Origin of the sequence: Neisseria sp. HMSC055H02 (assembly GCF_001813335.1) — a bacterium.
GTDB classification, from domain to species: domain Bacteria; phylum Pseudomonadota; class Gammaproteobacteria; order Burkholderiales; family Neisseriaceae; genus Neisseria; species Neisseria sicca_C.
On sequence record NZ_KV812060.1, the window covers coordinates 44,323 to 58,083 of the forward strand.

Consider the following 13,761-nt stretch of genomic DNA (forward strand, 5'->3'; position numbering starts at 1 on the left):
GAAACAAAAGGTCGTCTGAAAACCAAGATTTTGGTTTTCAGACGACCTTTTTATTTGTCTGAATGGGCGTTATTTCGCAGGGCTGCGGCTGATTTGCTTCATCCAGGCAAACAGTTCGTCCAGGTCATAATCGCCGCCGTGTCCGACATCCCAAGGCAGGGCGTAATCGACGGTGTAGCCGTTGTTTTGCAGTTTGGCGGCTAATATGGCGGAGACTGCCAACGAGGTATCGCGGTCGTTGGTGCCGACGCGGATGCGCCAGTTTTGCGGCAGGTTCGCGCCCGGGTTGCCGATGTAGTTGAGCGGGGTCATGATTTTGACGGTTTCTTCGTCCGCGATTTCGGCGTTGGCGGCGGTATTGTGTTGCATGGAAAACGCGGTGAAGTGGCGTTTATCGACGGTATCGGTGCCGAAAAGCTGGTTTTCGCCCGCGCTCAAATCTACGCCGTCAAAGGCAGGCGGTGTTTTTTGCCGTCCGGCGGCTTTGGCGTAGGCATCGAAATCGACGGAGACGACTTTGCCGTTGCGGACAGTCAGCCATTTGCGGTCGCTCAAGTCTTTGCCTGCGTCAAGCTGGGTCTGGGCGGATTGGGCGAGCAGGCCGGCAATATGGTTTTTAAAGCTGCCGTTGCCTTGGGCATCCAGCGTCAGGGGTTTGCCTTCGGGGGATTTCAGGTTCAGGCTGTTGAGATAGACGGGGTATAGCGGTTTGAGGAGGTCGGACAGTTTTTTCTCGTCGTCGGTCAGCGTGCCGGCGACCAGCTCGCGTTTGACGCGGTAGTCGAGCATGGAAATGTTCATTTTTTTATAGTCGTTAACGCCGTTGAACTGCCATTCGTAAGCCATGTCGGCATGGTCCAAGTCGGTAATCGGGCAGTAGGCGGATACGGCGAAAACTTTGTCGCTGCCTTCCGCCGTGCCTAAGGCTTTGAGGTGGTTTTCGTAATCTTTTTGGTCGGCTGTTGCGCCTAAGAGGGCGGACATCGCGCCGCCCGCGCTTGTGCCGTTGGAAATGATTTTTTCGGCATCGCCGGGCATGGTTTTGTCGTTGGCCTTCAGATAGCGGACGGCGGCTTTCAAATCAACGATGGCGGCGGGTGCTTTGCCGGTGGATTCCGTTCTGCCGCGCGCGCCCGGGGAGGCGACGACGTAGCCTTTGGAAAGGGCGGTCAGCGCGGCGTTCGGCGATTTTTGACCGTCTTCAGGTTCGCCGCGTTTGCCTTCTAAAGCAGGTTTGCCCGGTTCTGCAGGCATATAGCCGCCGATTTGGTTGGGCAGGAAAATCGGTGCGGTTTCAGCGGTAAAGCCGTCTATCTCGCCGCCGTTGTAATAGGCTTCGGGGACGTAAATATTGATGATTTCGTAGCGGGTATCGACAGGATTGCGGACGTAAACCACGTTTTCGTAAGCGCGGAATTTAACCGCCTGACCGTTCACTTCGATGCTTTGTTCGGTGTATTTCTGTTTGGAAAAGTCCAAGTCGTAGGTTTTGGCGGTTTGGACGTTGGCGCAGGCGTTTAAGCCCAGCGCGACGGAAACGGATAACAGGGTTTTGTTCAGCGTATTCATGATGTGCTTTCTGAAAGGGTAACGGAACGATGATAGCTAAGACAAAGGTCGTCTGAAAACGTTTTATCCTGTTTTCAGACGACCTTTGCGTTTCTAAACCTTTTCAATACCAATCTATTCAAGACTCGGCGCAATCTTTCAGCGTATCTTTATAAGTATAAAGGTACGACGCACCGACAAACGATGCGCCGCCTAAGACATTGCCTAAAAACACGGGAATCATGTTGAAGAAAAACTGCCCCCATGTAATGTCTGCGCCCGCCAAAATACCGGCGGGGATGACGAACATATTGGCGACAAGGTGTTGGAAGCCGTTTAATACGAAAATCATCACGGGAAACCAAATCGCCAACATCCGCCCTGCCGTATGCTTGGCTGCAAAGTGCAGCCAAGCGCCCATACACACCATCCAGTTACACGCGACCGCCGAGACGAAAGCCCTGCCGAAATCCATGTGGACTTTGGCTTCCGCCACCGCAATCGTTTTTTCCGCCACGCTGCCTTCGGTCATACCGACATAGTGTCCGAGGAAAAACGCCATCGCCAGCGTTCCCGCCAAATTGCCCAGACATACGACAACCCAGTTGCGCAGCAGCATTTTCGTAGAAATCCGCCCTGCCAAACGCCCCAAAGACATAATCATCATATTGCTTGTCACCAGCTCGCCGCCGCCGAGCAGGATGCAGATCAAAGCGATGGGGAACATTGCCGCGCCGAGCAAAGTCGCCAAACCGCCCCATTCGTGCGGAATGCCGCTGACCACTTTCAAATAGGCAAGATAACCGAAGCCGATGTATCCGCCCGCCAAAACGCTCAAAACCGCCAGCGTGGAAACGCTGGATTGTGCCTTGGCACAGCTTTTATCGAGGACGACCTGTAAAATTTCCTGTGGGTATAAATCGCGCGAAGCCATGATTTTCCTTAAAGTGGATTGAGGTGGGAGCGCCGCTTTTGAAAGACGGCAAAACTGTTGCGGTAGGGCAGTGTCGGGGGATGCCGGTTTACGGTCTTATCGGATAAAAAATAATAGTGTATTAAACCTAAAATGCGGTCGCACTGCCTTGCTTTGGCTCAAAAGAAATATTATTACATGAGGGGTGATTGAGATAAGGCAGGAAGTATATATGTTTCAGATGCGTTTGAAGGAACCTGCCGTATCCGGTTTCAAATGCCCGCCGATACGGTCTCGCGATTTGTCAAACCTGCCCGATTTATGGGAAAATCGCATGATTTAATTTTAATTTAACGAAGGGCGACACCGTGTTAGACAGAGAAGGCTATCGCCCCAATGTCGGTATCATCTTAATCAACAACCGCAACGAAGTCTTTTGGGGCAAGCGTGTGCGCGAACATTCTTGGCAGTTCCCGCAAGGCGGCATCAAGCCGGGCGAAAGCCCCGAAACCGCCATGTACCGCGAGCTGTACGAAGAAGTCGGACTGCTGCCGCAACACATCAAAATCGTCGGCCGCACGCGCGACTGGCTGCGTTACGACGTGCCGAGCCACTGGGTACGCCGCGAATGGCGCGGTTCGTATCGCGGGCAGAAGCAGATTTGGTATCTTTTGCGGCTGGTCGGGCGCGACAGCGACATCAATCTGCGCGCCTGCCACCATCCCGAATTTGACGGCTGGCGTTGGCACCAATATTGGGCTCCCGTTGACGAAGTGATTGATTTCAAACGCGACGTTTACTTGGGGGCATTAAAAGAACTCTCCTCCCGCTTCCTGCGCGGCATGGAAAGCTACGAAGACTTTACCGCGCGCCTGCCTGTTGACAACCGATAAAACAACGAAACGCAACGCTTTCAGGTCGTCTGAAAGCGTTGTTCTTCCTTTCAGACGACCTCTTCCCCTATGACTAAAAACAACCAATACAGCGAATCCAGCATCACCGTCCTCAAAGGCTTGGAGCCGGTCAAAGAACGTCCCGGCATGTACACACGCACCGACAGCCCGACCCACATCTGCCAAGAAGTCATCGACAACGCGGCGGACGAGGCGTTGGGCGGTTTCGCCACTGAAATCGACGTGCGCATCCACGACGACGGTTCGCTTTCCGTGCGCGACAACGGGCGCGGCATTCCCGTCGGGCTGCATCCTGTCGAAGGCGTGCCCGTGGTCGAACTCGTGTTTACCCGTCTGCACGCGGGCGGCAAGTTCAATAAAAAAGACGGCGGCAGCGCGTATGCCTTTTCAGGCGGCCTGCACGGTGTGGGCGTATCCGTCACCAACGCCCTCTCCACCCGCCTCGAAGTAACCGTCAAACGCGAAGGCAAAATCCACCGCATCGTGTTTGCCGGCGGCGATGTGGTCGAACCGTTGGCGCAAGTGGGCAAATGCGCCGTCAAAGACAGCGGCACCGAAGTGCGCGTTTGGCCGGACGGCAAATATTTTGAAAGCCCGAATTACAGCATCCCCGAACTCGAACGCCTGCTGCGCGCCAAAGCCGTGCTGCTGCCGGGCGTGCGCGTTTCCCTGACCCGTCCGGTAAAAGGCGAAGACGAAGCGCACACCCAAACCTGGCATTACCCCGACGGTCTGAAAAGCTATCTGACCGACCTGATTGCCGACGCGCAGGAAGCCGTGCCGCTGTTCTCCTGCGAAAACTACATTTCAGACGACCACAACGGCGATTTCAGCATCGGCGAAGGTGCCGCCTTTGCCCTGACCTGGCTGGAAGAAGGCTCGTGCGCCAACGAAAGCTACGTCAACCTCATCCCCACCCCGCTGGGCGGCACGCACGAAGCGGGCTTGAAACAAGCCGTGTTCAACGCCGTCAACAATTTCATCAACCTGCACAACCTCCTACCGCGCGGCGTGAAAGTGCAAAGCGACGACGTGTTCGGCAAAACCGCCTTCGTTCTCTCCGCCCGCGTCCTCGACCCGCAGTTCCAAGGTCAGACCAAAGACAAGCTGACCAACCGCGACGCGCTGAAACTCGTTGCCGCCGTATCGGGTGACCCTTTGGAATTATGGCTGAACCAAAACGTTGACTTTGGCAAAAAAATCGCCGAACTCGCCATCCGTCAGGCACAAGCGCGGATGCGTTCGGTTAAAAAAATCGAAAAGAAAAAAGGCAGCGGCGTCGCCGTCCTGCCCGGCAAACTGACCGACTGCGAAAGCGAAGACATCCGCGAAAACGAACTCTTCCTCGTTGAAGGCGATTCCGCCGGCGGCTCCGCCAAACTCGCCCGCGACAAAGCCACCCAAGCCATCCTGCCCCTGCGCGGCAAAGTGCTCAACAGCTTTGAAGTCCACCCCGACCAGCTTTTCGGCAACGCCGAAATCCACGACATTTCCGTCGCCATCGGCGTCGATCCGCACGGCATCAACGACCATCCCGATTTAAGCGGCCTGCGCTACGGCAAAATCGCCATTCTGTCCGATGCCGACGTGGACGGCTCTCATATTCAAGTTTTGCTGCTGACCCTGTTCTACCGTCACTTCCCGAAACTGGTCGCCGACGGACACATCTACGTCGCCCAGCCGCCGCTGTTCCGCGTCGATGTCAACGCACAAGGCAAAAGCAAACCCGCCCGCAAATTCTACGCCCTCGACCAAAACGAACTCGACAGCATTTTGGAGCGGCTGCAAAAAGAAGGCGTCAAAGAAACTGCCTACTCCATCAGCCGTTTCAAAGGCTTGGGCGAGATGAACCCCGACCAGCTCAAAGACACCACCATGCACCCTGACACCCGCCGCCTGTTGCAGGTGCAAATCCCCGAAGGCGCGGATGACGAAACACGCGACATCTTCGTCAAACTGATGGGCAAAGGCGAAGCCGCCGCCCGCCGCGCATGGATGGAACGCGAAGGCGATACGGCTCAATTGGATATTTGACGCCGTTGGTTTGAAAAGCAAAAAGGTCGTCTGAAAACGGATTTGGGTTTTCAGACGACCTTTTCTCAATTATCTTTAGATTGTTTGATGGAAAGAACGACTGCTTGCAGGAGACCTATATTTGTGCGGCAGCAGGCAGGGTCCAGGTAAATGGAGAAAAGGCATCAAACCCTGAAAAACGATACCCTGAGTGGAGGGCTGTATATTGGAAACGTCGTCTGAAAATGTTCAGACGACGTTTTTATATGGGAATCTGCTTAACCCAAAACCGACGGCACGAATCGGGTGATGGTATCGCGCAGGACGATGAGTTTGCCGTGGAAGAAATGGGATGAGCCGGCGATGGTGATAACCGGCAAACCTTGCGGTTCCGCCCATGTCCAAGCCTTGCTGATTTCAACGACTTCATCTTCAGCACCATGAATCATCAGAGTTTTGGATATATTGGGAACGGAAGTGGGTTCGGGGCGGTCGGTGTAGTGGTGTACTGCCGCGCCGATGAGCAGCAGTAAATCCGGCTCGCGCTCTTGGGCGGCGAAGGTGGCGACATAGCCGCCGAAGGAGAAGCCCGACAATGCGAACTTTTCGGCTTCGGGATGTTGCGCGCGGGCGTAGTCGATGACGGCGATACAGTCTTGCGTTTCGCCGCGTCCATAGTCGTGAACACCTTCGCTGTTGCCCACGCCGCGCAGGTTGGGCAGGTAACAGTGAAAACCGAGCTGAGATAAGGCTTTGGCGGCGGTTTGAATGACTTTGTTGGTGTTCGTGCCGCCTTGCAGCGGGTTGGGATGGTTGATGACTGCCACGCCGCGTGCAGGTGTTTGCACGGCTGGAAGATAGATGGTTTCGAGCAGCCCTGCGGGGCCTGCGATTTGGATGATGTCGGGTTTTTGCATGGGAGGTTTCCTTGGGGGGTGGTGTTTGGGTATGGGCATATGTTGTTGCCCGCAAGAGGTCGTCTGAAAACTGGGAGTTCGGGTTTCAGACGACCTTTTGTTGTGTGGTTTGTGTTACCACATCAATATTTTGGGCATGGGCGTTACTTCGTAACCGTCTTTGCGCAGCAATTCGATCAAGCCTTGTTCGGACATCAGGTGCATGATGCCGACGGCGAACAGCGTGCTTTTTTCGGCGGATTGGGCTTTGATTTCAGGCAGCCATTTCAAATTGCGGCCGACCAATAAGTCGTTTTGAAACCAGTTCAGCATCAAAGGGGCAATTTCGGGGTATTTTTTCAGGGATTGCTGTTCGTATTTTTTATGGGTATCGGCGAAACCGTCAAAGTTACCGCTTTCGTAAAGACCGTACATTTCATGGGTTTGTTCGAGAAAGTCTTTGTTGTCGTCCGTTGTTGTTTTCAAAATACGGATGATGCTTTCTTCGGGAAAGGCGGAAAAACTTTCCGCTAATTGAGGCATGGTTTCGAGGAAGCGGCGCGGCTTGCCTGCTTTTTGGGCTGCCTTGGAAAGCAGCATATCCACGCCTGTCGTGGAGCTGTATTCGGCGGGGTAAACGCTTTGGGCAAATAGGAATGCCGCCCAAGGTTTCATGCCGTCGACAGCTTCCGCCAAGGGAGCGGTTTCGGGATTTATGCGGAAGGCCTCTTGCAGGGCTTGGAAAGCTTTATCGCCGAGCTTGGCTTTCAGGGATTTGGTGTCGGTGGCTTGGTTGAAAAACTGTTGGTATTGTTGTTGCGTTTCCGGATTTTCTTCCGGCAATACGTCGGTTTCCGTGGTCAGTTGTTCGACGGAGGCAAGCAGGTTTTCGGCTTCTTTCGATAGGACGGCTTCTTTTTTGCCGATGTGGATGGTGCCGGCAAGGTAAGAGTCGGGCTGTCCTGCCTTACTGATTTTCCAAACGTTGCTGGACAGTTGCGGTACCGACCAGTCGACAGACGCAGCGGAAGCAGTTTTGATTTTTTCATCGGAAGCAGTATGTTCTGCCTCGGGTTGGCAGGCGGTCAGGGTAAGGAGGGTAAAGCCTGCGGCAAGGAGGGAAAGGAATGGGCGCATGAAATTTCCTCTGAAAGATACGGGCAACGGGATGATGTGCAATGTATAGTGGATTAACTTTAAACCAGTACGGCGTTGCCTCGCCCTTACCGTACTATCTGTACTGTCTGCGGCTTCGACGCCTTGTCCTGATTTAAATTTAATCCACTATAGTTGAATGGTTGCAATACGCCAAGCCGACAAGCAAGGTCGTCTGAAAAGGGATATGGGTTTCAGACGACCTTTATCTGCCGGATTCGACCACTCTATTTCTGATGTTCCGCCAGTTTCAGGTAAACGCCGGCAACGTCTTGTTCGCCGTAACCTGCTGCAACGGCTTGACGGTAGCTCTCGGCAACGGTTTCAACGGCAGGCAGCGAATTGCCTGCCTGTTTCAATTCGTTGACGGCGAGATTGAGGTCTTTGGAGGCGTGTTTGAGGGCGAAGGCGGGCGGGAATTTACGGTTTGCCCACAGGGATTTTTTGGTTTGGAACATGGGCGAATCCATGGCAGAACCGCCGACGGCTTCGATGATGGTGTCGGTATCGATGCCGAATTGCCGCGCCATCAGCATGGCTTCACTGTATGCCTCGCCGAAGATGCCCAAGAGCGAATTGAGTACGAGTTTCGCGCCGGAGCCTTTGCCGACGTTGCCGAAGTGGAAGGTTTTTTTGCCGAGGATGCCGAACACTTTTTGCAAGGGATTTAAAACATTTTCTTCGCCGCCGAAGAGAATCAGTAATGTGCCGTTGGTGGCGGGGACAACCGAGCCGGAGACGGGGGCTTCGGCGAACTGTCCGCCTGCCGCTTCGACGATTGCTTTGACAGCGAGGTTTTCTGACGGGGCGATGGTGCTCATGTTGACGATGATTTTGCTGTCAAGCTCTTTTCGGGTATCTTCGTCAAGGATATCGAGGATGGCGGCGTAGTCGGAAACCATCAGGAAAATAATGGGATAAGCGCGGATAAGTTCGGCGCGGCTGGGGTAAACTTTTGCGCCTTTGGTTTGCAGGTCGGCGGCTTTATCGGGTGAACGGTTGTAAACGCCGACTTCGATGCCCGCATCGAGCAGGCGCGTTACCATCGGGTTGCCCATCTGTCCCAGGCCGATCCAGCCGATTTGTGTGTATTCGTTGTTTGACATGGTGTTTGCTCCTTTGTGGGTTTGATTTGCCATCATATCGGTTTGGCGGTCGTCTGAAAAGTTTTGAAGGCTTTCAAACGGTCTTTTTGGGGAAATCCAAATGAGAACATCCGCCGCTATTCCATTGCAAACAGGAATAACGGCGGATTGTCGGTTGCTATAACGCTACTGTTTTTCTTTTCAGACGACCCGTCGGATCAGTATCGGATATCGACGGTTACCTTATCCTTATACTCACCCGGGGTGTAGTCGGTGTTTTGGACTTCTGCCGAGATGGTGTGTGTCTGGCTGCTGCCGTCGCCGGTAAATCTTTGCGCGCTGCCTGTGCCCGAAGATTGGTTGCCCCAGAAGTCGGAACTGTTACCTTTTTTGAGGCGGTAGGGGACTTTGTCGGCGTTGGCGGGATTGGCGGATTTCATCTCGCCGCTGCCTTCCTGATTGCCGTTGGAAGGAATCAGACCGACGGTGTAGGGCGTACCGTTGGTACAGCGGACGGTGAGGTTGCCCGACTGTTTCAGGTCGGTACTGCCGGCGGTGTGTGTGCCGAAGTCGATGTCGTCGGCGGAGATGAATTCGCAGACGGGGCTGGCATGTGCCTGTACCGTAAAAGGGAAACTGTCGTTGGATGAGTAATATGTACCGCAGTTGGCGGGATGCTTACTCCAAAAAGTCGAATTCCAATTCAGCGAGGCCGATACATCATTGAAGATAGCTTCATACGGGCTGCCATCAGCGTAAGGTGAGGCGGTTTCCTGATGGTTGAGGAGTTTGGCGGTGAGGGTAATTTGACCTGAAAAGGTACCCTTGGGACCAATAATCAGCTTATCAGTCATATAGGGTGTGGCGTTGCTGTTGGGCGCGTTGCTGCCCCAGACGGTGCCGTCGGGTTTGTAGAGCTGGAATTGTAAGGTGTTGGTAGGACGTTTGGGGTGGGTAAGCAGCCTCGGATTGTTTTGTGAAGGGGAACGATTGCCGCCATTGATATTGAAACACAGACGGGTATGAGAGGTACTTGTCAAAAAACTTTGACATGAGTAGCTGATGGTGGCTTTGGCTTCAGGAATCTGTCCTTCGAGCAGGTTAATACCTTGTGCGGGGCTACCGAATGACAAGATATTGCCGCTGACCCCAGAAATACTGCTGACGGAGGCGGTACATGATATGTAGTTGCCTACCTCTCCATTGTGCGCCCATGTTTGGACAGGGGCAAACATCAGCCATAAGGCTGCGGGCAATATGGTTTTGTAGAGCAGTCGCGAAGTCTGAATGAAACCTGCAGGGTTTGTTTTCAGACGACCTTTCTTTATATTTATCTGCATATGATGTCTCCCAGTTCCGGGATGGAATCCGGATTGTGTGTTTCAGGGTAGTCCGCCTCAAAGGTGCAAGTGCCGCCGTTTTCGGGGAGGATGACGGTGAAGCGGTTTCTACCTTTTTTCATGTTTTCAATATATGTTTTGCCGTCGAAGCCGGTTACGGCTGCCGGTGTGCCGTCTTCGGCAGTAATGCTGCCGCCGCTCGGGAGTAATTGGTTTTGTGCGTCTTTCAGCGTCATGGTGGCGGCGCGGGTACGCTGGATTTTGAATTCGACGCGCATGCCCGAGCGTTCGGGCGGAGCGATTTCGGCGACAGTGTGTTCAAGCTGGACGTCCAGCGGCAATTCGGCGATATCGACGCTGACAGTGTTTTTTTGGTAGGCGGAGAGGCTGGGGATCAGTGCCAGTCCCTTGCGGTTGGTTTTGCCTACGGGCATGCCGCCTGCGCGGATGGGGACGTCCGCCATATCGCCGGTGCTGACGACGGCAAAACTGTCGTTGACTTGGCGGGTGGCGAAGAGGCTGCCGCCCATGAGGACGAGACCGCCCCTCCAGCCTGCGTTCCAGTTGCTGTTGCCGCTTTGGCTGTAAACGTTTGCCCAGCCGTCGCCGTAGGTGTTTTGATGGCGGATGTTGCCGTTGAAGGTATTGCTGCGGCTGCCGTTTGCGTTGTCGTTTTGCTGCCAGCCTATGCCCCAGCTGGTGCTGCCCATGCCGCTGCTGGTTTTGTTCAGGGTTGCCTGATAACTGTTGTTGTGTTTGTTTCTGCTGATGCCTGCGGAGGTCGAATAGCCGTTGTCGAGGCTGACGGAGAGGCCTGCGTGGAAACTCAGTTCGCGCCTGTTGCGGAAGTTTTTATTGGCGCCGGCGTAGAGCGAGGTACGGTTTTTGAAGCTGCGGCTCCAGCCGAACGAGCCTACGCCGTCGGCGGGGCTGCCTTCTGTGTGGGAATGGACGTAGGAAAGGCTGAATGAGCCGAGTTTGTCGCTGCTCCAGCCTGCGGATGCGGAGGCGGATGTGGCGGGATGGCGGGTGGCTTTGAAAAAGTCTGCGCCGTATGCGGTATCGCCCAGTTCGGCAAATTGCCCGTTGGTACGGCTTGCGCCCGCGCTGAAGGAGAGCCTGTCCCATTGGGTGCTGAAAAACGCGCTGCCGCGCCGTCCTGTTTTGCCCGCAAAGCGGCTTTCGGCATAATTAAGATTGAGTTGTCCGAGCGAACCCAATACGGTGTCGGCGGCAATGCCCGCCTGACGGTAGCCGCGCGCAGCCTCACCATGGATTTGGGCGGTCAGGGTATTGCTGACGCCGTAACGCAGCGTGCCGGAGGCGGCGGGGTCGGATTGGTATTTGGCGGAACGGATGCCGTAATCGCGGCGGACGTAGCCTGCTTCAAACGACCATTCGTTCAAGCCTTTTGCCAAAAGTCCGCTGCCGCCGTAAAGCGGCATATCGACGACGACGGTGCGCCCCAGTACGTCGGTGGCGACGACTTGGGCGTTGCTGCGGCCGCTGATGGACGGCGGCAGGATGAGTTCGTATTCGCCCGCTTCGATGTCGCGGCTCATTTGTTTGACGCCGTCGAGGTAGAGGTCGACCGTGCCGGGCAGGGTGCTTTTACCGAGGTAGGAACGCAGCGGGGCGGTTTGTTTCCATGGGCGGGTGTTGTAAGTGCGGGAGATTTTGATACCGCCGATGCGTGTGCCGCCCCATGAGCCGATTTGTCCGGTCAGGGTGTCGCCGACGGTCAGCGATATGCCTTGTTCGGGCCAGACGGTACGCCAGTAGGTATCCAGGCGGGCGGTGTTGCCGCGGGAGCCGCTTTCTTTGTTGTGGCTTCGGTTGGCAAATTGGGTGTGGTTCAGATAGCCCCAAGGCGTGCTCAGGCGCATTTCGCCGAAAACGCCCTGCGTCCCGCTGCCGGAATTGTTGCGCGAGATATTGGTGTCGTAGTTCAGAACGGCGGCAAAGCCGGGTTTGGCGATGGCGTAGCGGTTTTCCTGCGGCACGCCGATTCGGGCGGTTTTCAGGTCGGGCTGCCATTCGAGGGGGGCGGTGAGATCAAGGGTTTGCGCGGCGGCATCGTATTTTGCCTGCAAACCGGGGATAGTGGAGAGTTCGAACCATACGCCCGCGCCGGGTGTGGACGCACTGTCCTGTATTTCAGGCACAACGCTGTTTTTGCCTGCTTCGGCAGCTTCTGCGTCGGGCAGGGCAATACCGTAGGCGCGCAGAGATTCGGGGCGTGCATACAGCACGCCGTTACGCGACATGAAAGGTTCGATACCGTCGCGTATGCTGCCGTTGACTTTGACCTGCGGGTAAACGGTCAGCCATGCCTGCTCGTAGGCAGCAGAAGCCTCCTGCGTCAGGATGTCTTGAGCAGGAGAGGGCAGGGCGTAGAAACACAGCATCAGCGCGGTACTTAACCGCGTCAGCCGTGTTCTTAGATCATGGGGCGGCAAACCGTACCTCCGTTTGGATCGGCATACCGTTTACCGTGACATTCAGACGACCTTGGTTCAAAGAAGCGGGGGAAACTTCCAATTCGCGTCTCCAAGTGTTGCTCGGTAGAACGTAGCCCGCCAAACCACCTACCAGTATCAGCGGATCTTTGGCAGAGGTTGTCTGAACGGTAATACTACTCAGTTGCGCATGGGCATTGCCCGTATTTTCGGCAACCAAAACCGCTTTGCCGTTTGCGGCTTTTTCCGCGCGCCATTGCAGCTTCGGTTCGGCATTGTTTTGAACGTTGACAAACAGCGGCAGCGAATAGTGCATCACTAACTGGATACCTTTTTGCGGTTTTGCATTGGGCGAGGGCAGTTCGTCCACGATCAAGCGGTAGGCTTCTTCAATCTGTTTGTCGGACGGTTTGACACGCATCACGCGGAACTGCTGTTGCGCACCCGCTTCCAGTTTGACCATAGGCGGACTGGCAATGACGGCATCAGTCGGCTCGAGTATTTCGCCACCATTTGCGTCCTGCGCCCAACGGAATACGCGTACTTGTGCCGTCAACGGCTCTTTACCCGTATTTCCCAAAGTAAAAATGCCCGCCCGCTGTTTGGCGGGCAGGGAAAGCGATGTCGGACTGACTTGCAAGCCGGCGGCATGGCTTTGTAAAACTGCTGCCGCCGTCAGCATACCGACGAGTGTGCTGATTGCTTTTTGCATGAGGATTTTTTAGTTGTTTTGTTTTGAGGGAGTAACCTAGATTAGTAGGACCGGGTTACTTTGACTTGGTCTTGGTAGGTATCGATAAATTTGTTTAATTCACCTGCTTTGACAGTTGCAAATACAGGGAGTTTGACTGCTTGGGCATCACTTAAACCCTGTCCTGTCAATGAAAGAAGGTCGGCACCTGAATTGCCCCAAGGATTGTTGCTGTTGGTTTCTTGGACTGTTTCATTTATGCCTGAGCCGCTTACGACAGGTTTTTGAAGTTGATAGTTAACGGTGTCATTATTTTGTTTTGATGTACGAGAGATGCCCCACATTGTGCCTTCACCATTGTTGCTTGGTACGTTTTGAGGTCCCAAACCTACTGTGAAAAGTGTGTTTTTACTGCAACGGATATTCAGACCAGTAGCTATACCGCCAATGTTTTTTTCGGTAATAGCAGTTGAGTTTGATGATGCGACATGTGTGCTAAAATCAATGTCTGCCCCAGCTAGACTTGGACTTTCAGTAGTAATTTTTGTACTGTTCAATGCGCTGTTTGTTGTTAGAACTTCGCAAGTGCCGGTCAATTTCAGGTGTACGTTGAAATGGCCTTCTTTAGTTTCGGCCATTGCAGCATTGCCCATCATCATGAGGGAAGCCAAAGCCAGAGAAGTTAAAGTAAAACGTGTTTTCATCGGATTTATCCTTAGAGCGTGTTCATAGTCTTCGTAGCAGGAC

General features: G+C 54.4%; 11 protein-coding genes. 2 read left to right on the forward strand and 9 right to left on the reverse strand.

Annotated elements, in window-relative coordinates; all coding sequences use genetic code 11:
- Window positions 1-69 precede the first annotated feature (69 nt).
- Both HMPREF2907_RS00505 and HMPREF2907_RS00510 read right to left on the reverse strand, forming a co-directional pair.
- Window positions 70-1,569, reverse strand: a complete 1,500-nt coding sequence (locus HMPREF2907_RS00505; RefSeq protein WP_070679104.1) for a subtype B tannase — start codon at window positions 1,567-1,569, stop codon at window positions 70-72.
- A gap of 118 nt (window positions 1,570-1,687) precedes the next feature.
- Window positions 1,688-2,482 carry a formate/nitrite transporter family protein gene (locus HMPREF2907_RS00510; RefSeq protein ID WP_070679105.1) on the reverse strand — a complete coding sequence of 265 codons (795 nt, stop codon included), beginning with the start codon at window positions 2,480-2,482 and terminating at the stop codon, window positions 1,688-1,690.
- A gap of 347 nt (window positions 2,483-2,829) precedes the next feature.
- Between HMPREF2907_RS00510 and HMPREF2907_RS00515 the strand changes: the two genes are divergently transcribed.
- Window positions 2,830-3,354 carry an RNA pyrophosphohydrolase gene (locus tag HMPREF2907_RS00515; protein WP_003777150.1) on the forward strand — a complete coding sequence of 175 codons (525 nt, stop codon included), beginning with the start codon at window positions 2,830-2,832 and terminating at the stop codon, window positions 3,352-3,354.
- Window positions 3,355-3,423: 69 nt separating this feature from the next.
- Window positions 3,424-5,409 (forward strand): DNA topoisomerase IV subunit B, encoded by a 1,986-nt coding sequence (gene parE, locus HMPREF2907_RS00520; RefSeq protein ID WP_070679106.1) that lies wholly within the window; start codon window positions 3,424-3,426, stop codon window positions 5,407-5,409.
- A 257-nt stretch (window positions 5,410-5,666) separates the two neighbouring features.
- Here parE and HMPREF2907_RS00525 read toward each other — a convergent pair whose 3' ends face one another.
- The 7 genes from HMPREF2907_RS00525 to HMPREF2907_RS00555 all read right to left on the reverse strand — a co-directional run.
- Window positions 5,667-6,305 carry an alpha/beta hydrolase gene (locus HMPREF2907_RS00525; protein WP_070679107.1) on the reverse strand — a complete coding sequence of 213 codons (639 nt, stop codon included), beginning with the start codon at window positions 6,303-6,305 and terminating at the stop codon, window positions 5,667-5,669.
- A gap of 114 nt (window positions 6,306-6,419) precedes the next feature.
- Window positions 6,420-7,421, reverse strand: a complete 1,002-nt coding sequence (locus HMPREF2907_RS00530) for a TraB/GumN family protein (protein ID WP_070679108.1) — start codon at window positions 7,419-7,421, stop codon at window positions 6,420-6,422.
- A 245-nt stretch (window positions 7,422-7,666) separates the two neighbouring features.
- Entirely contained in the window at window positions 7,667-8,545 is an 879-nt protein-coding gene (locus HMPREF2907_RS00535; protein WP_070679109.1) for an NAD(P)-dependent oxidoreductase, read from the reverse strand.
- A 197-nt stretch (window positions 8,546-8,742) separates the two neighbouring features.
- Window positions 8,743-9,864 (reverse strand): Csu type fimbrial protein, encoded by a 1,122-nt coding sequence (locus HMPREF2907_RS00540; protein ID WP_070679110.1) that lies wholly within the window; start codon window positions 9,862-9,864, stop codon window positions 8,743-8,745.
- Window positions 9,855-12,272: a fimbria/pilus outer membrane usher protein gene (locus HMPREF2907_RS00545; protein ID WP_070679111.1), complete on the reverse strand. Its 2,418-nt coding sequence runs from the start codon at window positions 12,270-12,272 to the stop codon at window positions 9,855-9,857. Before HMPREF2907_RS00545 ends, HMPREF2907_RS00540 begins: the two co-directional genes overlap by 10 nt.
- Window positions 12,273-12,309: 37 nt before the next feature.
- Window positions 12,310-13,035, reverse strand: coding sequence for a fimbrial biogenesis chaperone (locus HMPREF2907_RS00550; RefSeq protein WP_070679112.1), 726 nt, complete (start codon window positions 13,033-13,035; stop codon window positions 12,310-12,312).
- A gap of 41 nt (window positions 13,036-13,076) precedes the next feature.
- Window positions 13,077-13,761: spore coat protein U domain-containing protein (locus HMPREF2907_RS00555; RefSeq protein ID WP_318258962.1), on the reverse strand; the 685-nt coding region annotated here is incomplete at its 5' end.

Excerpts from the sequence above, each read along its gene's own strand:
- HMPREF2907_RS00545 (WP_070679111.1), bottom strand. The coding sequence starts at position 12,272 with ATGCTGTGTTTCTACGCCCTGCCCTCTCCTGCTCAAGACATCCTGACG.
- parE (WP_070679106.1), top strand. The coding sequence starts at position 3,424 with ATGACTAAAAACAACCAATACAGCGAATCCAGCATCACCGTCCTCAAA.
- HMPREF2907_RS00550 (WP_070679112.1), bottom strand. The coding sequence starts at position 13,035 with ATGCAAAAAGCAATCAGCACACTCGTCGGTATGCTGACGGCGGCAGCA.
- HMPREF2907_RS00510 (WP_070679105.1), bottom strand. The coding sequence starts at position 2,482 with ATGGCTTCGCGCGATTTATACCCACAGGAAATTTTACAGGTCGTCCTC.
- HMPREF2907_RS00540 (WP_070679110.1), bottom strand. The coding sequence starts at position 9,864 with ATGCAGATAAATATAAAGAAAGGTCGTCTGAAAACAAACCCTGCAGGT.
- HMPREF2907_RS00525 (WP_070679107.1), bottom strand. The coding sequence starts at position 6,305 with ATGCAAAAACCCGACATCATCCAAATCGCAGGCCCCGCAGGGCTGCTC.
- HMPREF2907_RS00505 (WP_070679104.1), bottom strand. The coding sequence starts at position 1,569 with ATGAATACGCTGAACAAAACCCTGTTATCCGTTTCCGTCGCGCTGGGC.
- HMPREF2907_RS00530 (WP_070679108.1), bottom strand. The coding sequence starts at position 7,421 with ATGCGCCCATTCCTTTCCCTCCTTGCCGCAGGCTTTACCCTCCTTACC.
- HMPREF2907_RS00535 (WP_070679109.1), bottom strand. The coding sequence starts at position 8,545 with ATGTCAAACAACGAATACACACAAATCGGCTGGATCGGCCTGGGACAG.